This window comes from Leisingera sp. SA215 (assembly GCF_055902035.1).
In genome coordinates this window covers 72406-97308 of sequence record NZ_JBVVXU010000001.1, presented here as the reverse complement: position 1 = coordinate 97308, position 24903 = coordinate 72406, and the positions used below count along the sequence as shown (strand labels likewise).

Sequence of the window (24903 nt, the reverse complement as noted above, 5' to 3'; positions counted from 1 at the left end):
AGACTCGGGATATGGATGCACGCGTAATCACCCCCCGCTATTCGGTCTCACCGCAGATCTCGGCTGAAGACCTGCCCGCCATTGCCGACGCCGGCTATAAGACAGTGATCTGCAACCGCCCGGACGCGGAAGTGCCGCCCAGCCATCAGGCAGAGGCGATCCGCACAGCCGCCGAAGCCGCCGGGCTGCGGTTCGAGGTTCTGCCGCTGACCCATCAGACCATGACGCCGGAGAACGCCGCCCGCCAGCGGGCCCTGTACGAAGAATGTGACGGCCCTGTGCTGGCCTATTGCGCGTCCGGAACCCGTTGTTCGGTGGTCTGGGCGCTTAGTCAGGCTTGCGAAATGTCCGCCGATGACATTCTGCAAAAGACCGCAGCCGCCGGCTATCAGCTGGAAGGGCTGCGCCCGGCATTGATTTCCATGGCTGACAGCTAATTCCCCGGAAAATCTGCCTGCCCAGTATGTGGCGGGCAGAGAGCCCGTGTCCGGCCGCTGTGGCGGAGCGGGATTTGGCCGGAACCACCCCCGCCTTCTGCGCAAGACCGGATCACAGGTTGGTTAGGACTTGTTGGTTAGGACTTGGAGATTCCAGGACATGCCGCCTGCGACGGCGGCTGACCCTCCCTGCGATGTCCTAGGCTCCAACTCCCGGATCCTGCTGCGGGCAGACGAGGCCTCCACACGGTGCCGTCAGTAGGATTTCTCCCGTAGATCAGCGGTTTCCAGCCAAAGCGCCATCCAGCCCGGCCAGCTGCGAGTATTCTGCCGCCGCATCCTCCGGCGCGCGCGCCCCCAAATCAACAGAAGGCAGATCAGGCAAGTCAGGCAGCCCGCCATCCAGCCCATCCAAGCCCAAGGCGCCATCGCCGCCAAGCCCGGCCAAGTCCATCGGATCCATTCCGCCGATGGCCCCGTCCATACTCCCCATGCCGCCGTCAAAACCGCCGCCGCCAAGGGCAGAAAGCGCGCCGCCGCCTTCGTCCAGGTCGAACCCGGCACCCCCCAGTCCCGGTGCCGCCTCCAATGCCGGCAATCCCGCGTCGCCCATCGGATCCTGCAGCCCTTGTGCCGCAATTCCCATATCGAGTGCCGGAGGTCCGCCGCCTATCAGATCGGTGGTTGCCCCGCCGGAGAACCTATTTCCAACTGCCCCCGCATCACCCGCCAGCCTGGCCCCGGATTGATTCAGCCGGACTGCACGCGCCCCGTTCATCTGGCCCAGACGCCCCTGTGCAACAGACTGGCCGCCAATGGTCAGCAGATCCGTTTCATAGAGAAAGGCGGAATCCAGCGGCAGCGAATCACCGACCTTGAGAGCAGCAAAATCCCTCAAGGGCACCCGCATCTTGCACAGAACAGCCGACAACTCCGCCCGGATAGCGCCCAGATTGCGGCCCAGTGACGGGCCCTGTGCACCGTTGCACTGGCCGTCCTGCAGTTCTTCGGCCGTCGGTTCGGGAAGCATCAGCTTCATCACGCCCTGCATGGCGCCGCAGGCGAGATCCAGGTTCAGCTCGATCACCCGGTAATCCTCCGCCTCCATACCCAGAACCAGGCTGCGCACATTTTCAACCTGTGCGCCAAAGCGGTAACCGGTGAAGATTGCCTGATCAGCGTGGCCGTCCAGCATCGCGAAAACCTTGGCAAAAGTGGTTTCCAGAAACTCTGCCGTCATCACTGCGTCTGTCGGCGTATAATGACGCTCGTCCGGTGCTTTGCCCATCACCGTGCCAATGGTCTGCTGCTGGATCAGCGCTGTGACCGTGGCCGCATCCATGCTGGCAGCCCCCATCCTGCCATGCGGGCAATCCAAAACAACCAGCAGATCCTTGTCCGACAGCTGGTCAGCCAGGTCTTCGGGAATGCGGTTGGACTGCCGCGCCGCCAGTACCGCCACCGGCAGACCGCACAGGTCCGCAGCCGCACGCGCAACCGACCGGCGCAAAGCCTTCAGCGTCAAAGAGCTGGTAAGCGCTCCAACACCTTCCTTTGTCGCTGCCAGCTTGCGTGCAAGCACACCTTGCTTGCCGCTGCCTTCCTCTGCTGGTTCTGTCTCAGACATAGGCTGTTTCAACCTGCCTCTTGCACGTCCCGTTTCCACGGTTTTAACCGAAAGGGGGTTAACAACTCCTGTACTTCAGGCCGGGTTATGCAGCCTTTTCCCCTGCTGCGGGTAAGGAAACCCGGAACGCGCCGCCGCCGTGCCCCGGCAGATAGGATACATTGCCGCCCAGCCGTTGCATGACCTCCCGGCAAATGGCCAGGCCAAGCCCGGCCCCGCCTGCCCGCTCGGGGCGGACGCGCGAAAATTTCTCAAAAATCATCTGTTGGAACTCTGCCGGAACGCCGCTGCCATTGTCAGTAAAGTCGATCTGCAGCCAGCCGTTGCTTGCAGTGGCGGAAATGGACAGTTCCGGTTCAGCAGCATCGCAATATTTCTGAGCGTTGACGATCAGATTGATGAATACCTGCGCCAGACGGTCCATATCTGAGGAAAGCCGGAACCCTTCCGTTGCAGGATTGCGGCGGACCTTGAGCGGACGGTCCGATCCCGCCAATGCAGCGGCAACGGCGCGGTCCAGCACGTCCGGCAGGGTGGCCGCGGACATATTAAGGCTCACTTGGCCGTTCTCCAGGACGCTGAGGTCCAGAAGATCGTTGAGCAGCCGGGTCAGGCGCAGCGTTTCGTCATGAATGACCCCGGCATAGCGGCGCTGATCCTGCATGCTCAGCTGCCTGTCATCGCGCAGAATTTCCGAAAACGCACGGATCGAGGTCATAGGGGTGCGCAACTCATGGCTGACCTGGCTTAGGAAGGCGTCCTTCTGCTCCGATATTTGCGTCAGCTTTTCGTTTGTTTCCCGCAATTTGCGGGCAGTCGCAGTCAGTTCCGCCGACTGTGCCTCCAAGCGGCTGGAATACTCCAGCATCTGGGCGGTTTCATCCGCAACTGCCAGCAGGTCCGCAACCGACACCGAGGAGCCGCCGGCGATCTGGCCAATCATCGCATGCGCTGCCGCCGCGCCGATGGACGCGCTCAGCTCGCGCTCCAGCCGTTCCAGAAACGCCGGTGTCGGCTCTGGAAGCGGACCGCGTCCTCCCTGGCGCATTCGTTCCCGCTGGAAAAATGCCTGTGCTTCGGACGCTCCGAGAATGCGCTGCGACATGATCATCAGATCTTCGCATTGCGCCACGGAGCCGGTCCAGCCGCGCGGGCCTGCGGAATGTTCGAACACATTGACATATTGCGCCCCCTGCAGACGCTCCAGGGGGCTGGGGAAGCTCATCAGCGAGACCAGGCAGAACACCAGCGCATTGAGGCTCATCGACCACATCACGGCGTGCACCGTCGGGTCCATCCCCTCGATCCCGAACAGCGCCTCAGGACGCAGCCAGCTGAAACCGAACAGACCTTCGCGCAAGATATTCTCCGGTAACAGCCCGCCGCCGAGTGCCGGCAGCAGCATGGTATAAAACCAGATGGCAAAGCCCACCGAAAGCCCGGCCAGGGCGCCGCTGCGGGTGGCGCCGCGCCAGAACAGCCCGCCGACCAGCGCGGGCAGGATCTGCGCCACCCCCGCAAACGAAGTGAGGCCGATGGCAGCCAGTGCCGCGGCGCCGCCGGACAGGTGGTAATAGAAATACCCCAGCGCCATGATCACCGCGATCGACACCCGGCGCGACAGCAGCACCACATCGCGCACATCGCCGGAGACCGAGGCCCGGCGGCTTTGCAACCGCAGCCAGACCGGCATCACGATGTGGTTCGACACCATTGTCGACAGCGCCATGGCGGCCACAATCACCATCGATGTGGCCGACGAAAATCCGCCCAGAAAGGACAGTACCGCCAGCCCTTGCTGCCCCTGCTGCAGCGGCACCGTCAGCACGAACATGTCCGGATTGGCACCTGCCGGCAGCAGCTCCAGCCCCACGGCGGCAATCGGCACCACAAACATCGACATCAGCAGCAGATACAGCGGAAAAGCCCAGCTGGCGATCCGCAGGTGGCGCTCATCCTCGTTTTCCACCACCATCACCTGGAACATCCGCGGCAAACAGACAAAGGCGGCGGCGGCCAGAAAGGTGATCGTGGCCCAGCGGCTGCCATCGACGTTCCACTGGCCGATCTCCGAGGCATCTATTCTCTGCAGTGTCTCCGCAACCCCGCCGGCCACTCCCCAGACGACAAAAACTCCAACCGCCAGCAGCGCCGCCAGTTTGACGATCGCTTCCAGCGCCACCGCAGTGACAACCCCGTGGTGGCGTTCATTGGCGTTCAGATTACGGGTCCCGAACAGAATGGCGAACACCGCCAGCCCCGCTCCCACCCAGAACACGGTGTAGGTCTCGTTAAAACTGCCCAGCGGGTCGGCCTCGGCAAAGATGGCAAAGGACAGGGTGATGGATTGCAACTGCAGGGAAATGTAAGGGGTGACGCCAATCACCGCGAGGATCGTCACGCCGGCTGCCAGCAGGTTCGACTTGCCATAGCGCGAAGACAGAAGGTCCGCGATCGAAGTGATCCTCTGACTGCGCCCGATCCGCACCAGTTTCCGCAGGCCCCACCACCAGCCGATCATCACCAGCGAGGGACCAAGGTAGATCGTCACAAACTCCAACCCTGACCGCACCGCGTAACCCACTGCGCCGTAAAAAGTCCAGGCTGTGCAATAGATTGACAACGACAGCGTGTAGATCAGCGGCGAGCGCATCCAGGCAGCGCTTTTCCCGCGGGTTGCCATCCGGTCGGCCCAAAAGGCAATGAAAAACAAAAAAACCACATAGGCGAGACAGGCAACGGCAAGCATATTGAGGGAGGCCATCAGCTGTCCTCCGCTCCGTCCGGATCCCCTGCCCCGTCCAGCCCGCCGCCGGTCCAGTGATCGGCCCACCGCTGCACTGCGACACTAAAGGCAAAGCAGGCGCCGATCAGGCCGATCCAGACCGCAAAAACATAGATGTAGGCTGTCGACATGCTGACCCCGTCCCGCGCGGCCGGATGGGTCGAGGCTTCAGGCCACAGGAGCGGCAGCGCCAGCAGCAGTGCGCCCAGAACCGGCAGCAGCCGGGCAATGTCCATCAGCCGGCGGCGGCGGTAGGTCTGGCGTTCCGCGCGGGTGCCTGTCTGCTCTTCTGCGCCCCCGTCCCGGAACATCCCAGCCTTATCCCTGACCGGCCTGGGCGTGCAGGTCGCGCACCGCCGTCAGCACCTCGGCGTTGGAAAACGGTTTGGTCATGAAACGCGTCACCCCGGCTTTTTCCGCCATTTCCCGGTCGCGCATCTGACCCCGGGCGGTCAGCATCAGCACCGGCAAAGCGCCCATGCCGTCCTCCATGCGCAGCTCGCGGACGATCTCCAGACCGCTTTTGCCCGGCAGCATCAGATCCAGAATCACCAAATCGGGATCGGCACCGCGGATCACCTCCACCGCAGTGGCACCATCGGTATGCGCATCCACGCTCCAGCCGTCCCGTACCAGCAGAAACCGGATGGCCTCGGTGATATTCGGTTCATCTTCAATCAGAACAACATGCCTGCCCATCAGCAGATTTTCCTCCCGGCGCTGCTTGCCGGCCCGGCCGGCCGCAGGCGCATTCATTTTTGTGCAGGTTAGCCCCGTGCCGGTATGGCTGTCAAAACTCTTCCTTCAGGATCGACGGCTCGCGCCGTGCCGGACAGCCCTGGCGCGGGCAGATCCGGCAGCTGGCGCCCACCAGCTGCGGATCCTGTGCATCCTTGGCGCCGGGCAGGATCAGCATAACCGCCCGATATTGCGGATCAGCCCCGAAATCCGGCATCTCCTGCGGCCATGCCACTGCCATACAGTCAAAGGCTGCCGCGTTGCGCCCCTGCTGCAGCACATTGCGCCGCACGGGAATATTCGGATGCACAAGCGCAGTGTACAACGGCCACAGCGGGCAGGAGGCACCGAAACGCGGCATCGCAAATCCGGCCACTGGCTTGCGGAACAATAGCGTGCCTGAGGCATCGCAGACCACCAGCCCGGCCTCCTGCCCGAGCAGCTCCTCCGGAAGCGCCGCCAGACGGCGCAGCACGGCAGGCAGCCCGCATTTAAAACGGCGCGCGATCGTCACCGGGGCAACCCCCTCCGCCTGGATTTCCTGGGCCAGCGCCTGCAGCGGCATTGCCCGGGCATCCGCCCGGTATTGCGCCAAGACTGCCTGTGCCACACTGCGGGCCGCCGGGCTTGTCATAGCAGAGGCCGACTGGACCAACTGCTCGGGCCCGGCCGACCCATCCTCAAGGGCAGGGAAGTGAAACCCGTTTTCCTGAAAGAAGGCCTCGGCTTCCTCTTGCGGCATGCCACGGCGGCCGTCGCTGCTGTCGCCCTCATCCAGGAAATTTACCAGCGCCCGGCTGCTTTCCGACAGGCGCAGGGAATCTTCATTGAGGTTCTTGTGGAACCGGTCGCGCCACTCCGGCTCCAGCTCGCCGGTTTCTGCCAGGATTGACGCGGTGGAACGGATCGCCGCAGCGGTCGACAGCACTTCATGCACCGAAGCAGCCAGGTTTGGGTCATGGGTCAGCCGGTCCGACAGGGTTTCCACCGTGCGTTCCAGCGTGGCGATACGGCGATGACCGGTTGCCAGCACCTCGGCCCATCCCGGAAACCGGCCCGCAAATTCATCAACCCGGTCCAGCTCGGCCACCGGCACGCCGCTGTCCGCCGCCGCCTCCCGCAGGGTGGAGATCAGCGCCGCTTCGGCGCCCTCGCTCAGCATCGACGGCTCCACCCCCAGAACACTCGCGATATCAACCAGCAGCTTGCCGCCGATTCTACGCCGGTTGTGTTCGATCAGGTTGAGGTAGGAGGCGGAAATACCTGTCTCGCGCGCCAGTTCCGCCTGGCGCATTCCGAGGATCAGCCTGCGCTCGCGGATCCGGCTGCCGGTCAGGGTATCGCGTGCCATTCCGAGGGGCCTCCCAAAACACTGTCTTTTCAACAGTTTTCTGCATTGCAATATAACATAATTTACAGAGCATCACGAAATACTGTTCATTTCTTTACAGGATTTTCAAGCTGTAAAAGGGTATTATTGTCATAATTTACACATCGCACTCATACTGGCTTTGCACAAATAGTGCTGGTGCCGCGCGGAAGTGAGGAGCTGCAAGGCACCATTCATATTAGGGAGGAATACATGTCTGAATTTGACGCATCGCGCCGCAGAGTCTTGAAGACCGGCGCAATCGCAGGCGCTGGTGTGGCGCTGCCGACGATCTTCACCGCCTCTTCCGCCGCGGCCTTTACCAATGAACCGACCGGCGGCACCGTCACATTGGGCTTCAACGTTCCCCAGACCGGCCCTTACGCCGACGAGGGCGCCGACGAGCTGCGCGCTTATGAATTGGCGGTCGAGCATCTGAACGGCGGCGGCGACGGCGGCATGATGAACACCTTCAGCTCCAAGGCGCTGCAAGGGAGCGGCATCCTGGGCAAGCAAGTGGAATATGTCACCGGCGACACCCAGACCAAATCCGACGCCGCCCGCGCCTCTGCCAAATCGATGATCGAAAAAGACGGCGCGGTGATGATCACCGGCGGCTCGTCCTCGGGCGTGGCGATTGCGGTGCAGGGCCTCTGCCAGGAGGCAGGCGTGATCTTCATGGCCGGCCTTACCCACTCGAACGACACCACAGGCAAAGACAAGAAAGCCAACGGCTTCCGCCACTTCTTCAACGGCTACATGTCGGGTGCGGCGCTGGCGCCGGTTCTGAAGAATCTTTATGGCACCGACCGCACCGCCTATCACCTGACTGCCGACTACACTTGGGGCTGGACCCAGGAGGAATCGATTGCAGCCGCCACCGAGGCGCTGGGCTGGAATACCGTGAACAAGGTCCGCACGCCGCTGGCCGCGACCGACTTCTCCTCCTATATCGCGCCGGTTCTGAACTCGGGTGCGGACGTGCTGGTGCTGAACCACTATGGCGGCAACATGGTGAACTCGCTGACCAACGCGGTGCAGTTCGGGCTGCGCGACAAGGTGGTGAACGGCAAGAACTTCGAAATCGTCGTTCCGCTCTATTCCCGCCTGATGGCCAAGGGCGCTGGTGCCAACGTGAAGGGCATTCACGGCTCCACCAACTGGCACTGGACGCTGCAGGATGAAGGCTCCAAGGCCTTTGTGAAATCCTTTGGCACCAAATACGGCTTCCCGCCAAGCCAGGCCGCCCACACCACCTACTGCCAGACGCTGCTTTATGCGGATGCGGTTGAGCGTGCGGGCACCTTCAACCCCTGCGGCGTTGTCGAAGCACTGGAAGGGTTTGAATTCGACGGCCTGGGCAATGGCAAGACCCTGTACCGCGCCGAAGACCATCAGTGTTTCAAAGACGTGCTGGTTGTGCGCGGCAAGGAAAACCCGACCTCGGAATTCGACCTTCTGGAAGTGGTCGAGGTCACCCCGCGTGCACAGGTGGAATACGCACCGGACCACCCGATGTTCGCCGGCGGCCAGCTGGGCTCCTGCAACCCAGGCGCCTAAGCGCCGCCACTGGCACCGGAGTTATGCAATAATTCCGGGCCGGATTCCGCACAGGAATCCGGTTGCGCCGCATCGCGGGTCTTCCGGCATTGCCGGAAGACCCCTCCCTGACCTGATGAACGGTGGGACCCATGGACGCCATTCTCCTGCAAATCCTGAACGGGCTCGACAAAGGCTCGGCCTACGCGCTGATCGCGCTGGGTTTGACACTTATCTTCGGCACGCTGGGCGTAGTGAACTTTGCCCACGGGGCGCTGTTCATGATCGGCGCCTTCTGCGCCGTCACCCTGCAGCGCATTCTCAACCTCAGCTTTGAAACCGTCGACGAGACCCAGACCGATTTTCTGGGCAACCCGCTGAAAGTGAAAACCCCTTATGTGGAGGCCTGGTTCGGCCCCGAGTTCGGCGGCTCCATCATCGACTGGGCAGTGCCGCTGGCGATCCTCTTTGCCATCCCGATCATGGTTGGCGTCGGCTATGTGATGGAGCGCGGGCTGATCAAGCATTTCTACAAGCGCCCCCATGCGGATCAGATTCTGGTGACCTTCGGTCTTGCCATCGTGCTGCAGGAAGTCATCAAGTATTTCTATGGCGCCAACCCGATCCAGACCCCGGCCCCGGATGCGTTGAACGGGGTGATGAATCTGGGCGCCATCATCGGCATGGACATCATCTATCCGGTCTGGCGGGTGGTCTATTTCTTCTTTGCCGTGGTCATCATCGGCGGTATTTTCTCCTTCCTGCAGTTCACCACCTTCGGCATGGTGGTGCGCGCCGGCATGGCAGATCGCGAGACCGTGGGCCTGCTGGGCATCAACATCGACCGCCGCTTCACGATCATGTTCGGCATCGCTGCTGCAGTCGCCGGCTTGGCCGGGGTCATGTACACCCCGATCAATTCCCCCAACTACCACATGGGCATGGACTTCCTGGTGCTCAGCTTCGTGGTGGTGGTTGTCGGCGGCATGGGCTCCCTGCCCGGCGCGGTGCTGGCGGGCTTCCTGCTGGGCATTCTCGAAAGCTTTGCCTCGATGAACGAGATCAAATCGCTGATCCCCGGCATCGACCAGATCATCATCTATGTGGTCGCGATCATCATTCTGCTCACCCGTCCGCGGGGCCTGATGGGCCGCAAAGGCGTGATGGAGGACTAAGACATGTTCGGACTGGATAAAAAAGACACCTCTATGCTGATCATCGTCGCCATCCTGACGCTGTTCGCCCCCTTCATCCTGAACCCCTTCCCCACGGACAGCGCCATGGCGCAGTTCAACGCGGGCTACCCGGACCTGATGCAGCGTTTCGTGATCTTCGGGATCTTCGCCATCGGCTTCAACATCCTCTTCGGCCTCACCGGCTACCTGTCGTTCGGCCATGCGGCCTTCCTCGGCGCCGGCTCCTACTCCGCCGTCTGGATGTTCAAGCTGATCGGCATGAACGTGATCCCTGCAATTCTGCTGTCGGTGATCGTCGCGGGCCTGTTCGCGCTGCTGATCGGCTTTGTCAGCTTACGCCGCTCAGGGATCTACTTTTCGATCCTGACACTGGCGTTTGCCCAGATGTCCTTCAACCTCGCCTATTCGGTTTTGACCCCGGTCACCAATGGCGAGACCGGCCTGCAGCTGACGCTGGAGGACCCCCGCATCCTGGGTGTTTCCGCCACGGCTGACGGCTCGATCCCGGTGACCAGCCTGTTCGGGCTGGAGATGCGCTCAACCTTCGAGCTTGCCGTTGGCCCCTGGGCCTTTCAGTTCAACGCCGGCTACTACCTGTGCGCGCTGATCCTGCTGGCGGCCTTTTACCTGTCGATCCGCATCTTCCGCTCGCCCTTTGGCATGATGCTGCGGGCGGTTAAGTCGAACCAGCAGCGGATGAACTACACCGGCCTCAACACCCGGCCCTACACGCTGGCGGCCTTTGTGATCTCCGGCATGTATGCAGGGCTCGCAGGCGGGCTGATGGCCTCGATGGACCCGCTTGCCGGAGCTGAGCGGATGCAATGGACCGCTTCAGGCGAAGTGGTGCTGATGACAATCCTTGGCGGTGCCGGCACTCTGATCGGCCCGGTTCTGGGCGCAGGCTTCATCAAATACTTCGAGAACATCTTCTCGAAAATCAACGACAACGTGCTGCACAGCTGGTTCAGCTTCATGCCCGACGGGATGGAGGATGCCGCCGTCTTCCTGCTCCATCCCTTCATCGGCAAAGGCTGGCATCTGACACTGGGCATCCTGTTCATGCTGGTGGTGATCTTCCTGCCCGGCGGACTGGTCGAAGGTGGCCAGCGGATCAAGGGCTGGCTCAGCCGCCGCAAGTCCAAGGACAGCGATACGTCCAGCGAAACCAACCCCGCGGAATAAGGAGACAGAACAATGGGTATCCTTGAAGTCAAAGACGTAGGGAAACGGTTCGGCGGCCTGCAGGCACTGTCCGAGGTGAACCTCAGCGTAAAGGAAAACTCGGTCCACGCGATCATCGGGCCGAACGGTGCGGGCAAGTCCACCTTGCTCAACTGCCTGGTGGGCAAGCTGATCCCCGACACAGGATCCGTGATGTTCGACGGCCAGTCGGTGCTGGGCCGCGCGCCATACGAGATCAACCAGATGGGCATCAGCCGCGTGTTCCAGACGCCGGAGATCTTTGGCGACCTGACGGTTCTGGAAAACATGATGATCCCCTGCTTTGCCAAGCGGGACGGCGCGTTTGAACTGAACGCCCTGTCGTCGGTGCTGCAGCAGAAGGACATTCTGGAACGCGCCGAAGCGATGCTGGTGGAGATGAACATGGCGGACAAGCGGCACATGCACGCCGCCGCCATGTCCCGCGGCGACAAGCGGCGGCTGGAGATCGGCATGTGCCTGTCACAAGAACCGCGCCTGTTGCTGCTGGACGAACCTACCGCGGGCATGGCCCGGGCCGATACCAACAACACAATCGACCTGCTGAAACAGATCAGCGACGAGCGCGACATCACCATCGCCATCATCGAGCACGACATGCATGTGGTGTTCAGCCTGGCCAACCGGATCACCGTGCTGGCCCAGGGCATGCCCCTGGTCGAGGACGATCCGCAGAACATCCGCGGCAACCCGAAGGTACGCGAAGCGTATCTTGGCGAAAGCGCGTAAAGGAGAAACCGACATGAATGTGAAACCCGATTTCTCCAGAAGCGCCAATGCCGCCACAACCGCGCCGGCCTTCCTGTCGGTCTGGGATGTCCACGCCTACTATGGTGAAAGCTACATCGTGCAGGGCATCAGCTTCAACGTCCACGAAGGTGAAATCCTGGCCCTTCTGGGCCGCAACGGCGCTGGCAAAACCTCAACCCTGCGCTCCATCGCCCGCACCGGCTCCCCCTTGGTGACCCGCGGCGAGATCTGGCTGGATCACAAACCGCTGCACAACATGGAATCGTACGAGGCCGCGTCCGTCGGCCTGGGCCTTGTGCCCGAAGACCGCCGCATCATCCCCGGCCTGACAGTCGAGGAAAACCTGCAGCTGGCGCAGATAGCGCCGCCCGTTGGCTGGTCGCTGGAGCGTCTGTACGACCTGTTCCCGCGTCTCGGTGAACGGCGCAAGCAGGAAGGCGTGACCTTGTCAGGCGGCGAACAGCAGATGCTGGCGATCGCCCGCGCGCTGGCCCGCGACATCAAGGTGCTGCTCTTGGACGAACCCTACGAGGGCCTTGCCCCGGTGATCGTCGACGAAATCGAAAAGACCCTTATCCACATCAAGGAACAGGGCATGACCACCATTATTGTCGAGCAGAATGCGGTCCGCGCGCTGGAACTGGCTGACCGCGCGGTGATCTTGGATACCGGCGGCATCGTCTTTGACGGCACCGCAGCCGAAGTTCTGGAAAACGAGGAACTGCGCGCCGAATATCTGGCGATCTGAAAAATCATCCCGTCATGCAGGCCTTTCGCTGGCCTGCGCCGGCGGGCTGAGGCCGGCTCTGATCAGGACCGGCCGGTTTTGCCCTCCGGAACGCTTATTGATCCTCCGCCAGACGTTTTCTGAGTTCGGTTTTCAACACCTTGCCATAATTGTTCTTAGGCAGTGCCCCGATGCGGATATAGGCCTTGGGGCGTTTGAAACGAGCTATCCGGCTGTTGCAAAGGTCATCCAGACTGGCATCCGACGCCTCCCCCACGACAAAGGCCACTACCTCTTCGCCCCAGTCCGCATGGGGGCGGCCCACCACCGAAACCTCGCGTACCTCAGGATGCAGCAGCAAGACTTCCTCGACTTCACGCGGATAGACGTTGGAACCGCCGGTGATGATCATGTCCTTGGAGCGGTCCTGCAGGGTGAGGTAGCCGTCGGCGTCCAAAACACCCATGTCGCCGGTCATCAGCCAGCCATCGACCAGTGTCCTGTTAGTGGCCTCCGGGTTATTCCAATAGCCCGGCATCACAACATCGCCGCGCACCATGATCTCACCGTGGCTGCCAGCGGGCAGGAAGTCCCCCTCCGGCGTGCCGATCCGCACCTCAACCACGCTTTGCGCCCTGCCGACACTGGCCAGCCGCTCGCGCCAGCGCGGGTGGCTGCGGTTCTGCACATCGTGGCGCGGCAGCGCGGTGATCGCCATCGGGCATTCACCCTGGCCGTAGACCTGCACGAACTTCGGGCCGAAATGCTCCACCGCCTCCACGATGTCGGCCACATACATCGGCCCGCCTGCGTAAACCACGGTACGCAGCCCCTCGCCCTTGCGGCCCAGCCGCTTGGCTTCCGAGGTCATCCTTGTGACCATCGTGGGCGCTGCAAACATGTGAACTCGCCCGAAATGCACTGCCAGATCCAGGATCTCCGCCTCGTCAAACCCTCCTGAGACCGGGCAAACATGCGCAGCCCCCGCCAGAACATGCTGAACTGCATAAATCCCCGCCCCATGGCTCATCGGCGCGCTATAAAGCGCCTGATCTGCCGCGCTTACCTGATCCACGTCAGCGAAATAGGCAATTGCCATGGTCATCAGCATCCGGTGGGTGATCATCACCCCCTTGGGCCGCCCGGTGGTGCCGGAGGTATAGAACAGCCAGGCCAGATCTTCGGGCGCGCGGAAAACAGGCCCTGAAACCGGGTCAGCCTGCGCGGCTTCCGCATATTCCGTTCCGGCAGTATCCACACAGCGCAGCTCCGCGCCGGTCCCATCCACCGCCTCAGTCAGGCCGGGCGAAGTGAACACCAGCCTGGCACCGGAGTTCTCCAGAATGAACTCTGCTTCCTTGCCATGCAACTTGGCATTGACCGGCACCGCCGCCGCACCCGCATACCAAATGCCAAAAAGGGCGATCAGATAATCCGGGCAATTCTTCATGAAAATACCGACCCGGTCCCCCGGTTGCACCCCCTGCGCCTGCAGCCAGCCGGCCACCGACGCCGCGCGGGCGTGAAAACCTGAATAGTCTGCAACCTGTTCCTGCCCCAGAAACAACGCAGGCCGCGCCGCGTCCGCTGCCGCCATGCGCTGCAACCACACTGCAATGTTCATCCGCCAATCCCTTCCGGCTTGCCCCTGCGGCGTGTGCCGCGGCTCGCAATCAGCCCCTTCTATTCCGCAGAAAGACCGGGGTAGAAACACCATATGAGCGATCTTGCCTTTGACCATGCCCCTGTGGGCCTTGCCGTGCTGGAACGCCGCGTCATCACGCGGTGCAACCTGCAGTTTGCTGCGACCTTTGGCGGAACCCCCGCAGACTACACCGGTTTGCCGATTGCCGACCTCTACCCCAGCCAGGAGGATTTCAACCGCATCGGCGTCCTGCTCCAGCAGCCCGAGGCCAAAAGCGGCAGCTACAGCGACGAGCGTATCATGCGCCGCCGCGCTGGCGCATTGTTCTGGTGCCGGGTGCGCGGCCGCTCGGTCACGCCCGAGGCGCCGTTTCAGACCGGCATCTGGTCGTTCGCCGATATCTCCGAGGACCGCCCCGTAGTCTCGCTCACCCCGCGCGAGCGCGAGGTGGCAATCCTCACCTGCAAGGGGCTGTCGGCCAAGGAAATCGGCCAGCAGCTCGCACTGTCCTACCGCACAGTGGAAAGCCACCGCGCGCATCTGCTGCAGAAATTCGGCGCCCGCAAGCTGCCGGAACTGGTGGCCAAACTGACCGGCATGCCGCTGTGAGATAAAAAACAGTCCGGCAATTGCAAATCCATCAATCTGCCTTCATGTTACAGCCCGGGTCGACGGTGCTTTCCTTGCGGTAATCCTTGCCCTATAAGCGCCCTAATTTCCGGCCCGCCTGCACTGGCGGGCCTGTCGGAATTGGCTGAGGAAAATATGACAAACAAATCTCACGAAGCGGACGTGGCATTCATCAAGGCGCTGGCGGAACTGCTGCGCGAAAACGACCTGACCGAGCTGCAGGTCAAACGGGACTATGGCGACGACGACAGCCTGAATGTGCGTGTCTCCCGCCAGACCGCCATGGCCGCGCCGATGCAGGTTGCCATGCCTGCCGCTGCTGCTGCTGCTCCGATTGAAGCCGCTGCCGCTGCAGCCCCCGCAGCCGCCAGCGAAGACCCGGCCAACCATCCCGGCGCCGTGGCCTCGCCGATGGTCGGCACGGTCTATCTGCAGCCCGAACCCGGCTCGCCCGCCTTCATCTCCGTGGGCCAGAAGGTGAGCGAAGGCGACACCCTGCTGATCGTCGAGGCAATGAAGACCATGAACCATATTCCGGCGCCGAAAGCGGGCACCGTGAAACGCATTCTGGTTGAAGACGGCGCCGCCGTTGAATTCGGAACTCCCCTGGCCATCATCGAGTAAGGATCTGCAATGTTTGACAAGATCCTGATTGCCAACCGCGGCGAGATCGCCCTGCGCGTGATCCGTGCCTGCCGGGAAATGGGCATCAAATCGGTCGCCGTGCACTCCACTGCGGATTCCGACGCAATGCACGTCCGCATGGCTGATGAATCGGTCTGCATCGGCCCGCCGTCCGGCAGCCAAAGCTACCTGTCGATCCCGGCCATCATCTCGGCCGCCGAGATCACCGGCGCCCAGGCAATTCACCCTGGCTATGGCTTTCTGTCGGAAAACGCCAATTTTGTGCAGATCATCGAAGACCACGGGCTGACTTTCATCGGCCCGTCGGCAGCGCACATCCGCATCATGGGCGACAAGATCACCGCCAAGGAAACCGCCTTGAAACTTGGCATTCCGGTTGTTCCGGGATCCGACGGCGGCGTGCCCGATATCGCCGCGGCCAGGAAAGCTGCCGCAGACATGGGCTACCCGGTAATCATCAAGGCCACCGCCGGCGGCGGCGGCCGCGGCATGAAAGTGGCCCTGAACGAAAAAGAGCTGGCCTCCGCATTCTCCACCGCACGTTCGGAAGCCAAGGCTGCCTTTGGCAATGACGAAGTCTACATGGAGAAATACCTCCAGAAGCCGCGTCACATCGAAGTGCAGGTCTTTGGCGACGGCAAGGAGACCGGTGTTCATCTGGCCGAGCGCGACTGCTCGCTGCAGCGCCGCCACCAGAAGGTGTTCGAGGAGGCCCCCGGTCCCAGCATCACCCCGGAAGAACGCGCCCGCATCGGCAAGATATGCGCCGACGCAATTGGCAAAATGGGGTATTCCGGCGCCGGCACCGTGGAATTTCTCTATGAAGACGGAGAGTTCTACTTCATCGAGATGAACACCCGTCTGCAGGTGGAGCACCCGGTGACCGAGGCGATCTTCGGCGTCGACCTGGTGCGCGAGCAAATCAGAGTTGCCGAAGGTCTGCCGCTGTCCTTTACCCAGGACGAACTGGAAATCAACGGCCACGCTATCGAGGTCCGGATCACCGCCGAGAAGCTGCCGAATTTTTCCCCCTGCCCGGGCAAGATCACCCAGTACCACGCCCCCGGCGGATTGGGTGTGCGGATGGATTCGGCGATTTATGACGGCTATTCGATTCCGCCCTACTACGACTCGCTGATCGGCAAGCTGATTGTGCATGGCCGCGACCGGACCGAGGCTCTGGCGCGCCTGAACCGCGCCTTGGGCGAGCTGATCATCGACGGGATCGACACCACCGTGCCCCTGTTCCACGCGCTGCTGCAGGAACAGGATATCCACACCGGCGACTACGGCATCCACTGGCTGGAACGCTGGCTGGAAGAAAACCAGCCCGGCTGACCGGGACACTTCAACGGGGCGCGCCGCCAGGCTGCGCCCCGTTCTACTTTTACCTGATGTTTTCCTTTATACTGCCCAGCATCATGAGCTTGACTGCGGACCTCCTGCTGCATGCCTATTCCGCCGGTGTTTTCCCGATGGCCGAACACCGCGACGACCCCGAAGTGTTCTGGGTCGATCCCAAGCTGCGTGGTATCCTGCCTCTGAACGGGTTCCGCATTTCCCGTTCTCTGGCCAAACGCATCCGCAACGGCGGCTTTGAGGTCAGTGTGAACCGGGATTTCGGTGCTGTCGTGGACGGCTGCGCCGACCGGGCCGAGACCTGGATCAACGGGGAAATCCGCGACCGCTATCTGGATCTGCACCTGATGGGCAACGCGCATTCGCTGGAGGTCTGGCAGGATGGCGTTCTGGCCGGCGGCACCTATGGTGTCTCGCTGGGCGGCGCCTTTTTCGGCGAAAGCATGTTCTCGCGCCGCCGCGATGCCTCCAAAGTGGCACTGGCCTATCTGACGGACAGGCTGGTGCAGGCGGGCTACAGGCTGTGCGACACGCAATTCCTGACCGCGCACCTTGCATCGCTTGGCGGGATCGAGATTACCCGTGCGCGATACCAGGCCCTATTACGCGAAGCCCTGAAAACGGATGCCGATTTCACCCGGCCGGCTGTGCCCGGACCTCAGCTGCTGCTGCAGCGCATGACCCAGACATCATAGCGGTTGTGATCCAGCGCGTTCAGCGCCGGGCTGGACGCCACCATCCAGCCCTGGAAATGCGTGGCCCCATCGCCGGAGTCCCGCACGGTCAGATAGGCAAAGGCATCCCCCGTCGGGTTCTCCTTGGGAAAACGGCAGTCCGATACAGTCACCAGCAGGCCGAACATTTCCGAACTGGCTCCGATGGCCACTTCCGCATCCATGGTATGGCCGTTGACCTTGTCCAGCGCTCTCAGCACCGCAGCGCTGCCCTGCGCCGCCGGCCGCTCCTGGCCCCAGGCCGGCATGGCCAGCGCGCAGGCCACTGCCGCCACGGCAAAGCGCATCAAGAATCGCCCTCGCCGCCGCCGGCAACAAACTTGACCAGCAGGGAAATCAGGCTGACCGCACCCTGCGTATCTTCGATCTCATCGCCAGCTTCAAAGGCAAAAGGCGAGCCGCCGGGCATAATCTCGACAAAGTTTCCGCCCAGCAACCCTTCGGAGGAGATCACAACCGCACTGTCATCGGGGATCTCAATGCCTTCGTTGACCGAGAACATGGTATCCGCGCGGAAGGTTTCCGGGTTCAGGCCGACGCCGGTCACGGTTCCGATCTTGACCCCGGCCAGCCGCACATCGGTGCCGACACTGACCCCTTCCAGCGACCGGAAAGAGGCCTTTAAGTCATAGGTCGAGCCGCCGCGCGACAGACCGGCCGCCTGGCCGGCATAGACGGCAAAGGCAACAGCAGCCGCCAGCACGACGCCGCCGGCAAAAACTTCGGTAGGATTATGGGACATGAAATCAGCCTTCTGGCAGATGTTTTACTCGGGCACCCAGGCCTCATAGTCGCGGCGCTCCTTGGGTTCCCCGCCTGCGCGGATCGACCCCGCCGGCGCATAGGCCATCATGGTGCCGGTCAGATTTTCCTGATGCGGTTTTTCCCAGGACTTGCGCTTCAAAGGCTTCTCGCTCGGCAGATCGTCAAAGGTGCGGTGCAGCCAGCCGTGCCAGTCCGGACTCACCCGCGAGGCTTCGACTTCACCGTTGAACATCACCCAGCGCTTGCTGTCATCGGCGTTGCGGTAGAACACATTGCCCTGATCATCCTCGCCCACCTTGATGCCTTTACGGGCGGTGAATATCCGGGTGTTCAGGGTGGATCCGTTCCACCAGGTCACAGCGCTCAGAAGAGTGTTCAGGATTCCCATCGGTGCCTCCGGATTTTTCTGTCTCTGATATGGCCCAATTTCCCGCCAAGGTCCAGTGGCTTGCGCCCTCTCAGGGGGAACCCCGGCGGGAATCGGCAGGTTTGCCTCAGCCCCGCTTGCGGGACTTTTACCGGCTCAGCCTTCCGCCGAAGCCAGCGCCGTCACCTCGATTTCGATCCGGAACTTCGGATCGATCAGGTTGCACTCGATCATTGTTGCCGCGGGCGGATTGGCACCAAAAATCTCGGCCAGGACCGGCCAGCAAGATTCGAACTCCGCCGCATCCGGCAGGTAGTAGTTCACCCGCACCACATCCGCGAAGCTTGCGCCAGCCTTCTCCAAGGCTGCGCCAATGGTGTCCAGCGCCGACCGGCACTGTGCCGCCGCATCATCGCCCTGGCCGACAGTGCCCGCCACATGCACAAACCCGCCTGCCACAACAGCGCGGCAATAGCCGATTTTGGCCTCAAATTCTCCGCCAGACGAAATCCGTTTGATCACTGCCCTACTCCTTCTTGTTAGCTGAAATATCCTGGGGGTTCTGCGGCCCGCCGCTGCATGGGCAGCGCCCTTGTCCATCCCGGCGGAAAAAGCAAACGGCGCGGATAGGACCGCGCCGTTTGCCTCTATTCCTGTGACTTCACCCTGCCGAGGCCGGCTCTTTCTCGGCATCGGCGTGGATCATCAGCGGCTGCGCGTCCGAGGTCACCGCCTCTTCGTTCACAACCACCTTGGTCACGCTGTCCATGCCCGGCAGATCGAACATGGTATCCAGCAGGATATCTTCCATGATCGACCGCAGCCCGCGGGCGCCGGTCTTGCGTTCGATCGCCTTGCGGGCAATCGCGCTCAGCGCCTCTTCGGTAAAGTCCAGCTCGGTGTCTTCCAACTCAAACAGACGCTGATACTGCTTGACCAGGGCGTTCTTGGGCTGGGTCAGGATGATGACCAGCGCGTCCTCGTCCAGATCTTCCAGAGTTGCCAGCACCGGCAGACGGCCGACAAATTCCGGGATCAGGCCGAATTTCAGCAGATCTTCGGGTTCCAGCTCCTGGAACACCTCGCCGACGCCGCGCTCGTCATTGTCGCGCACATCCGCACCAAAGCCCATCGCCGAGCCCTTGCCGCGGGCCGAGATGATCTTGTCCAGACCGGCAAAGGCGCCGCCGCAGATGAACAGGATATTGGTGGTGTCCACCTGCAGGAATTCCTGCTGCGGATGCTTGCGCCCGCCCTGCGGCGGCACGCTGGCCACAGTGCCTTCCATCAGTTTCAGCAGCGCCTGCTGCACGCCCTCGCCCGACACGTCGCGGGTGATCGAGGGGTTTTCCGACTTGCGGGTGATCTTATCGACCTCGTCAATATAAACGATGCCGCGCTGCGCCCGCTCGACATTGTATTCCGACGATTGCAGCAGCTTCAGGATGATGTTCTCGACATCCTCGCCCACATATCCGGCTTCGGTCAGCGTGGTGGCATCCGCCATGGTGAACGGCACATCCAGGATCCGCGCCAGCGTCTGAGCCAGCAAGGTCTTGCCGCAGCCGGTGGGGCCGATCAGCAGGATGTTCGATTTCGCCAATTCGATGTCCGACCCGGCCTTTTGAGCGTGATTCAGACGTTTGTAATGATTGTGCACCGCAACCGACAGCACCCGCTTGGCAGTGGCCTGGCCGATCACATAGTCATCCAGAACCTGGCAGATGTCCTTGGGTGTCGGCACACCATCGGTGGCCTTCAGCCCGGAAGCCTTGGTTTCTTCACGGATGATATCCATGCACAGTTCGACGCATTCATCGCAAATGAACACGGTGGGGCCTGCGATCAGCTTGCGCACTTCATGCTGGCTCTTGCCGCAGAAGCTGCAATAGAGGGTGTTTTTGCTGTCGCCGCCTGAATTCGTCGCCATGGTCTACCTTTCAGTCCGCCCGGTCCGCTGCTCCCGCACCGCGGGGCTTCTCAACTTTCTGCCAGCTTAAGCGAGTGCTTAGGCCGCCACAATGTGAAAGTGCGCCCCAAATCAAACACGGGGCACACGGCTGTTCACATCCGCAGGCCTTAGGCCTGCTCTTCGTCGCCTTTAGCACGGTTTTCCACGATCTCATCGATCAGGCCGAACTCCTTGGCTTCTTCCGGAGACATGAAATTGTCCCGCTCCAGCGCCTCCACGATCTTATCGTATTCCTGGCCGGTGTGCTTGACGTAGATCTCGTTCAACCGCTTCTTCAGCTTCAGGGTTTCCTCGGCGTGGATCATGATATCGGTCGCCTGGCCCTGGAACCCGCCCGAGGGCTGGTGCACCATCACGCGGGAATTCGGCAGCGAGAAACGCATGCCTTTTTCGCCAGCAGTCAGCAGCAGCGACCCCATCGAAGCCGCCTGGCCGATCACCAGAGTCGAAACCTTGGGCTTGATGTACTGCATGGTGTCATAGATCGACAGGCCCGAGGTCACAACGCCGCCGGGCGAATTGATGTACATCGAGATTTCCTTGGACGGATTTTCCGCCTCAAGATGCAGCAGCTGCGCCACGATCAGCGAGCTCATCCCGTCGTGCACCGGACCGTTCAGGAAGATGATCCGCTCCTTCAGCAGGCGGGAAAAAATGTCATAGGCCCGCTCGCCCCGGCTGGTCTGCTCCACCACCATCGGGACCAGGGTATTCATGTACGTTTCTCTGGGATCAATCATTTCGACCTGCCTGCGTTGTTTATGTCCGGCACCATACCCGACCTTGTGTTACCTGAGTCTTAGTATCGCCACTTTTGACCTGCAAGGGGCGGCAGCCATTTTACGTTGCCGCAAAGCTGCATACTGTGTCGCAATCCGTTGGAACGCTGTCGCTATTCTTGGGCTGCGGCGCGCGGCAGCGCCTTAGGAAACAAACTCAAGTCCGAATTCCACCCGTGGAGGCCAAATCCCGGGTGCCGCGCTGGGGGTCCGCAATGGCCGATGACAGTTTCGTTCAGAAAGGCGCCGCCGCCAATCTCGCCGTTCCCTTCGAAGGCGAGCCGCAGGACTTTTATTTCCTGCTGCTGCCGAAGGCGACGATGCTGCCCGTGGCCGCCGCCATCGAACCTTTACGCATTGCCAATCAGGTGACCGGCACCCGGCTCTACCGCTGGTACATCATGACCGAAGACGGCCAGCCGCTGCATTGCTCCAACGGGATGGTGATCACACCGGACACGCCGCTGCAGCCCCTGCCCTCGGATTCGCTGGGCTTTGTCTGCGCCGGCGTGGAGCCGCATAACGCAGCCAGCGAGATCACCCTGAACTGGCTGCGCCGCGAAAGCCGCTTTGGCCGCTCCATCGGCGGCATCTGCACCGGCGCCTTTGCGCTGGCTCAGGCCGGGCTGATCAAGAACCACAAATTCACCCTGCACTGGGAGAACCAGCCGGGGTTTCTGGAGAGCTACCCGAACCTGGAACCGTCGCCCAATATTTTTGAAATCTCCGGCCCGCTGATGACCTGCGGCGGCGGCAATGCCGCGACCGACATGATGCTGCACTTGATCGAGGAGCGCCACGGCAAACAGCTCGCGATCATCGTCGCCGACATGTGCCTGCATGTGCGCTCGGGCGGTCAGGCCGCACCGCAGAAATCCAACTATGCTGTGGCCATCGGCAGCCGCAACCAGCGGCTGCTGAACGCGCTGCAGCTGATGCAGGAATCAATCGAGGAACCGCTGTCGATCGGCGAACTCTGCGACCGGCTCGACATTTCCCGCCGCCAGCTGGAACGGCTGTTCTCGCGCTACCTCAACCAAAGCCCGATGCATGTCTACTTCGACATGCGGCTCAGCCACGCCTTTGCGCTGATGAACGAAACCTCGATGAGCGTCACCGAAATCGCGCTCGCTTCGGGTTTCAACTCAGCCACGCATTTCTCCCGCCAGTTCAAGCGCAAGTTCGGCGCCTCGCCGCATTTCTTCCGCAAAGGCTGGAGCTGACGGGCGGATCGGCCGCCCCGGCTGCCGGCCCCGCAGGAAAAAGGGCGCCAGCGGCGCCCCCTGCCAGTGTCCAAGACGTCAGCGTTTACTGCGAATAGGACTGCAAATACGCGATCACGGCTTTAATGTCGCTGTCCTTCTTAAGACCGGCAAAGGACATCTTGGTGCCCTTCATGTATTTTCTGGGCTTGGCCAGAAAGGCCGCAAGTTCGGCCTCGTCCCAGACCAGCCCGCCCTCAGCTGCGGTTTTCATCGCCTTGGAATAGCGGAACCCCTCTATATGGCCAGCAGGGGCGCCAACGATACCGTTCAGAATCGGCCCGGTCTTCGATTTGGCATTGTCCCCGACCTGATGGCAGGCCTTGCACTTCTTGAAGGCCTTCTCGCCTTTGGCGACCAGTTCCGGATCCAGAACCGCAGTGGTTTCAACAGTTTCGTCAACCGCCTGCTCCGCGGCGCTGCCAGCCGGCGGCACAGTTTCCGCAGGTGCTCCGGCGCTTTCCTCCTCCGGTGTCACATCCAGCACCAGGGCGCGCATGGTGATCTCGACACTGCCCTTGCAGTCTGCCATGCAAGGGGCCGGGTTCCAGAAATGCTTCTCCGCCTCCGGCCGGTTATCCAGAATGAACCCATCGGCGTTCGGCAGTTCGACATCCATGAAAGTTTCGTTCGACAGCACGAACTCCTCATCCACCAGGTCGTTGGAATAGAGGATATAGGCGGTGATGGCATAGACCTCATCCGCACTCAGCGACTGCGCGTTTCCGAATGGCATCGACCGGTTCACATAGTCCCAGGTGGTCGATAGATACGGCCAATAGCTGCCCACCGTCTTCAGCGGGTCGTCATGGTCCAGCGTGCCCTGCCCGCCTGCCAGCTTGGGCCAGTTGCCGACCCCTTCGGCAAAGTCGCCATGGCAGACCGCGCATTTTTCGGCAAAAACCTCCTCGCCGGTGAACACATCGCCCGAACCTGCAGGCAGACCGCTGCCGTCGGGTGCGACGTCCAGGTCCCAGGCTGCGATTTCCTCCGGCAAAGCCGGGCGGCCCAGGCCGAACTTCTCTGCATCGGCAGGGACCGCCAGCGCTGATGCCACTGCAGAAACTGCTATAAACTTAGGAAACCTCGACATTCTCCGCCTCCCCGTTTGCCGTGACCCACCAGGTCTGGATGGCGTTGTTGTGATAGATCGAATTCAGCCCGCGCACGGCGCGCAACTGCGCCTTGGTGGGCTGGACATAGCCTGAGGAATCCCTGGCCCGGCTCTGCAGCAGCATTTCCGAACCGTCCCAGTTGCTGTCCAGATAAAACCGGCTCAGCGCCTTGTCGGCCCCCGGAGCCGCCAGCCGCGCCGCCTGCCAGTTCTTGCCGCCGTCCAGCGACACATCCACGCCGGTGATTGCACCGCGGCCCGACCAGGCCAGACCGGTGATCACCAGAGGGCCTTTCCCGTGCGTGATGGGCGCCTGCGGGCTGGGGCTGGTGATGACGGATTTGGCATCCATCTCCCAGGTCCATTTGCGGCTGACGCCATCGGCCAGTGTGTCGGTGTATTTCGAGGTTTCCTCGCGGCTCTCTACCGGCTGGTCCATCACCTCGATCCGGCGCAGCCACTTGATCCACATGTTGCCTTCCCAGCCCGGCACCACCAGCCGCACCGGGTAGCCATGCTCCTTGCGCAGCGCCTCGCCATTGGCCTTGAAGGCAACCAGCACGTCGTCCATCGCCTTGTCCAGCGGGATAGAACGCCCATTCGAGGACGCATCCGCGCCTTCCACATAGACCCACTTGCCCTCGGGGCTGACGCCCGCCTCCTCCAGCAGCGTCCGCAAAGACACACCGGAATATTCCATGTTGTGGATCATGCCATGGGTGAACTGTGCCCCGTTCAGCTGCGCCCCGGCCCATTCCATGCCCGAGTTCGCCGCGCACTCGCAAAAGTAAACGCGGTTTTCACGCGGGAAGCGCTCCAGATCCTCGTAGGTGAACACCAGCGGCGTATCCACCAGCCCGTTGATCATCAGCCGGTAATCTTCCTTGCGCAGTTCGATGGCACCCGAATGATGCCGCTCAAACGCACAGCCCTGCGGTGTGATGGTTCCGTCCAGCGCGTGGATCGGCGTGAAATTGATTGAACTGATTGTATCCGCCGTCAGCCATTCGACATTGCGGCGCACCACATCGGATTCAAACTGGATCGGCAGCCCATAGGGCGTGGCATCCACTCCCTCGCCCAAGCCGCTGGCCCAATCCTGCACTTCGGTAATCAGCGGATCAGGCGCGGCGGCCTTGGCGGCACCGGCCGCCGCCGCCCCGGCTCCGGCCGCCGCCGCCCCGGTCAGGAACTGGCGGCGCGAGGGCGCCAGACTCTTGGCGTTATCACTCATTCTTT

Annotated in this window: 25 protein-coding genes; 11 read left to right on the top strand and 14 right to left on the bottom strand. The window is 62.0% G+C overall.

Annotated features, from left to right (window positions below):
- Nucleotides 1-11 precede the first annotated feature (11 nt).
- The gene (locus tag AC0KW6_RS00455) at nucleotides 12-437 is read left to right on the top strand and encodes a protein tyrosine phosphatase family protein (protein ID WP_323777598.1); all 426 of its coding nucleotides are present in this window, start codon (nucleotides 12-14) and stop codon (nucleotides 435-437) included.
- Nucleotides 438-714: 277 nt separating this feature from the next.
- Here the strand turns inward: AC0KW6_RS00455 and AC0KW6_RS00450 are convergent, their stop codons facing one another.
- The 5 genes from AC0KW6_RS00450 to AC0KW6_RS00430 form a co-directional block, all read right to left on the bottom strand.
- Nucleotides 715-2064, bottom strand: coding sequence for a FliM/FliN family flagellar motor C-terminal domain-containing protein (locus AC0KW6_RS00450; RefSeq protein ID WP_474033798.1), 1350 nt, complete (start codon nucleotides 2062-2064; stop codon nucleotides 715-717).
- 85 nt (nucleotides 2065-2149) lie between these two features.
- Nucleotides 2150-4828: an ATP-binding protein gene (locus AC0KW6_RS00445; RefSeq protein ID WP_474033797.1), complete on the bottom strand. Its 2679-nt coding sequence runs from the start codon at nucleotides 4826-4828 to the stop codon at nucleotides 2150-2152.
- The gene (locus AC0KW6_RS00440; protein WP_323777594.1) at nucleotides 4828-5160 is read right to left on the bottom strand and encodes a hypothetical protein; all 333 of its coding nucleotides are present in this window, start codon (nucleotides 5158-5160) and stop codon (nucleotides 4828-4830) included. Before AC0KW6_RS00440 ends, AC0KW6_RS00445 begins: the two co-directional genes overlap by 1 nt.
- A 7-nt stretch (nucleotides 5161-5167) precedes the next feature.
- Nucleotides 5168-5548, bottom strand: coding sequence for a response regulator transcription factor (locus AC0KW6_RS00435; RefSeq protein WP_323777593.1), 381 nt, complete (start codon nucleotides 5546-5548; stop codon nucleotides 5168-5170).
- A gap of 91 nt (nucleotides 5549-5639) precedes the next feature.
- The gene (locus AC0KW6_RS00430) at nucleotides 5640-6938 is read right to left on the bottom strand and encodes a helix-turn-helix domain-containing protein (RefSeq protein WP_323777591.1); all 1299 of its coding nucleotides are present in this window, start codon (nucleotides 6936-6938) and stop codon (nucleotides 5640-5642) included.
- 231 nt (nucleotides 6939-7169) lie between these two features.
- Between AC0KW6_RS00430 and AC0KW6_RS00425 the strand changes: the two genes are divergently transcribed.
- From AC0KW6_RS00425 to AC0KW6_RS00405, 5 genes are all read left to right on the top strand, one after another.
- Nucleotides 7170-8516, top strand: a complete 1347-nt coding sequence (locus tag AC0KW6_RS00425) for a substrate-binding protein (RefSeq protein WP_323777589.1) — start codon at nucleotides 7170-7172, stop codon at nucleotides 8514-8516.
- A 131-nt stretch (nucleotides 8517-8647) separates the two neighbouring features.
- Entirely contained in the window at nucleotides 8648-9670 is a 1023-nt protein-coding gene (locus tag AC0KW6_RS00420; RefSeq protein WP_474033796.1) for a branched-chain amino acid ABC transporter permease, read from the top strand.
- 3 nt (nucleotides 9671-9673) lie between these two features.
- The gene (locus AC0KW6_RS00415) at nucleotides 9674-10876 is read left to right on the top strand and encodes a branched-chain amino acid ABC transporter permease (protein WP_474033795.1); all 1203 of its coding nucleotides are present in this window, start codon (nucleotides 9674-9676) and stop codon (nucleotides 10874-10876) included.
- A 12-nt stretch (nucleotides 10877-10888) separates the two neighbouring features.
- Entirely contained in the window at nucleotides 10889-11644 is a 756-nt protein-coding gene (locus AC0KW6_RS00410; RefSeq protein ID WP_024089774.1) for an ABC transporter ATP-binding protein, read from the top strand.
- A 13-nt stretch (nucleotides 11645-11657) separates the two neighbouring features.
- Nucleotides 11658-12413 carry an ABC transporter ATP-binding protein gene (locus tag AC0KW6_RS00405; RefSeq protein ID WP_474033794.1) on the top strand — a complete coding sequence of 252 codons (756 nt, stop codon included), beginning with the start codon at nucleotides 11658-11660 and terminating at the stop codon, nucleotides 12411-12413.
- A gap of 94 nt (nucleotides 12414-12507) precedes the next feature.
- Here the strand turns inward: AC0KW6_RS00405 and AC0KW6_RS00400 are convergent, their stop codons facing one another.
- Complete coding sequence (locus AC0KW6_RS00400) at nucleotides 12508-14016, bottom strand: class I adenylate-forming enzyme family protein (RefSeq protein ID WP_474033793.1); 1509 nt, start codon at nucleotides 14014-14016, stop codon at nucleotides 12508-12510.
- Between the two features lie 93 nt (nucleotides 14017-14109).
- Here AC0KW6_RS00400 and AC0KW6_RS00395 point away from each other — a divergent pair, with 93 nt between their 5' ends.
- From AC0KW6_RS00395 to aat, 4 genes are all read left to right on the top strand, one after another.
- Nucleotides 14110-14646: a PAS domain-containing protein gene (locus AC0KW6_RS00395; RefSeq protein WP_474033792.1), complete on the top strand. Its 537-nt coding sequence runs from the start codon at nucleotides 14110-14112 to the stop codon at nucleotides 14644-14646.
- Between the two features lie 156 nt (nucleotides 14647-14802).
- Nucleotides 14803-15291, top strand: a complete 489-nt coding sequence (gene accB / locus AC0KW6_RS00390) for an acetyl-CoA carboxylase biotin carboxyl carrier protein (protein WP_323781872.1) — start codon at nucleotides 14803-14805, stop codon at nucleotides 15289-15291.
- A gap of 9 nt (nucleotides 15292-15300) precedes the next feature.
- Nucleotides 15301-16650 (top strand): acetyl-CoA carboxylase biotin carboxylase subunit, encoded by a 1350-nt coding sequence (gene accC / locus AC0KW6_RS00385; protein WP_323781875.1) that lies wholly within the window; start codon nucleotides 15301-15303, stop codon nucleotides 16648-16650.
- An 83-nt stretch (nucleotides 16651-16733) separates the two neighbouring features.
- Nucleotides 16734-17366, top strand: a complete 633-nt coding sequence (aat, locus tag AC0KW6_RS00380) for a leucyl/phenylalanyl-tRNA--protein transferase (RefSeq protein WP_474033791.1) — start codon at nucleotides 16734-16736, stop codon at nucleotides 17364-17366.
- Here the strand turns inward: aat and AC0KW6_RS00375 are convergent.
- From AC0KW6_RS00375 to AC0KW6_RS00350, 6 genes are all read right to left on the bottom strand, one after another.
- The gene (locus tag AC0KW6_RS00375) at nucleotides 17330-17692 is read right to left on the bottom strand and encodes a DUF2155 domain-containing protein (RefSeq protein WP_474033790.1); all 363 of its coding nucleotides are present in this window, start codon (nucleotides 17690-17692) and stop codon (nucleotides 17330-17332) included. The genes aat and AC0KW6_RS00375 overlap by 37 nt on opposite strands.
- On the bottom strand, nucleotides 17692-18147 hold the full coding sequence (gene mlaD, locus AC0KW6_RS00370) for an outer membrane lipid asymmetry maintenance protein MlaD (protein ID WP_323781883.1): 456 nt from the start codon (nucleotides 18145-18147) through the stop codon (nucleotides 17692-17694). Before mlaD ends, AC0KW6_RS00375 begins: the two co-directional genes overlap by 1 nt.
- 24 nt (nucleotides 18148-18171) lie before the next feature.
- Complete coding sequence (locus AC0KW6_RS00365; protein ID WP_323781886.1) at nucleotides 18172-18558, bottom strand: NADH:ubiquinone oxidoreductase subunit NDUFA12; 387 nt, start codon at nucleotides 18556-18558, stop codon at nucleotides 18172-18174.
- A 135-nt stretch (nucleotides 18559-18693) separates the two neighbouring features.
- The gene (locus AC0KW6_RS00360) at nucleotides 18694-19059 is read right to left on the bottom strand and encodes a RidA family protein (protein ID WP_474033789.1); all 366 of its coding nucleotides are present in this window, start codon (nucleotides 19057-19059) and stop codon (nucleotides 18694-18696) included.
- A 139-nt stretch (nucleotides 19060-19198) separates the two neighbouring features.
- Nucleotides 19199-20467: an ATP-dependent Clp protease ATP-binding subunit ClpX gene (gene clpX / locus AC0KW6_RS00355; RefSeq protein ID WP_323781893.1), complete on the bottom strand. Its 1269-nt coding sequence runs from the start codon at nucleotides 20465-20467 to the stop codon at nucleotides 19199-19201.
- A gap of 149 nt (nucleotides 20468-20616) precedes the next feature.
- Entirely contained in the window at nucleotides 20617-21249 is a 633-nt protein-coding gene (locus tag AC0KW6_RS00350; RefSeq protein ID WP_323781895.1) for an ATP-dependent Clp protease proteolytic subunit, read from the bottom strand.
- Between the two features lie 254 nt (nucleotides 21250-21503).
- Here AC0KW6_RS00350 and AC0KW6_RS00345 point away from each other — a divergent pair, with 254 nt between their 5' ends.
- Entirely contained in the window at nucleotides 21504-22511 is a 1008-nt protein-coding gene (locus AC0KW6_RS00345; protein ID WP_323781897.1) for a GlxA family transcriptional regulator, read from the top strand.
- 85 nt (nucleotides 22512-22596) lie between these two features.
- On the opposite strand, the gene AC0KW6_RS00340 is transcribed toward AC0KW6_RS00345, so the two are convergent.
- On the bottom strand, nucleotides 22597-23643 hold the full coding sequence (locus AC0KW6_RS00340) for a c-type cytochrome (protein ID WP_323775998.1): 1047 nt from the start codon (nucleotides 23641-23643) through the stop codon (nucleotides 22597-22599).
- Nucleotides 23627-24898 (bottom strand): sulfite dehydrogenase, encoded by a 1272-nt coding sequence (gene soxC / locus AC0KW6_RS00335; RefSeq protein ID WP_323775999.1) that lies wholly within the window; start codon nucleotides 24896-24898, stop codon nucleotides 23627-23629. Before soxC ends, AC0KW6_RS00340 begins: the two co-directional genes overlap by 17 nt.
- Nucleotides 24899-24903 lie beyond the last annotated feature (5 nt).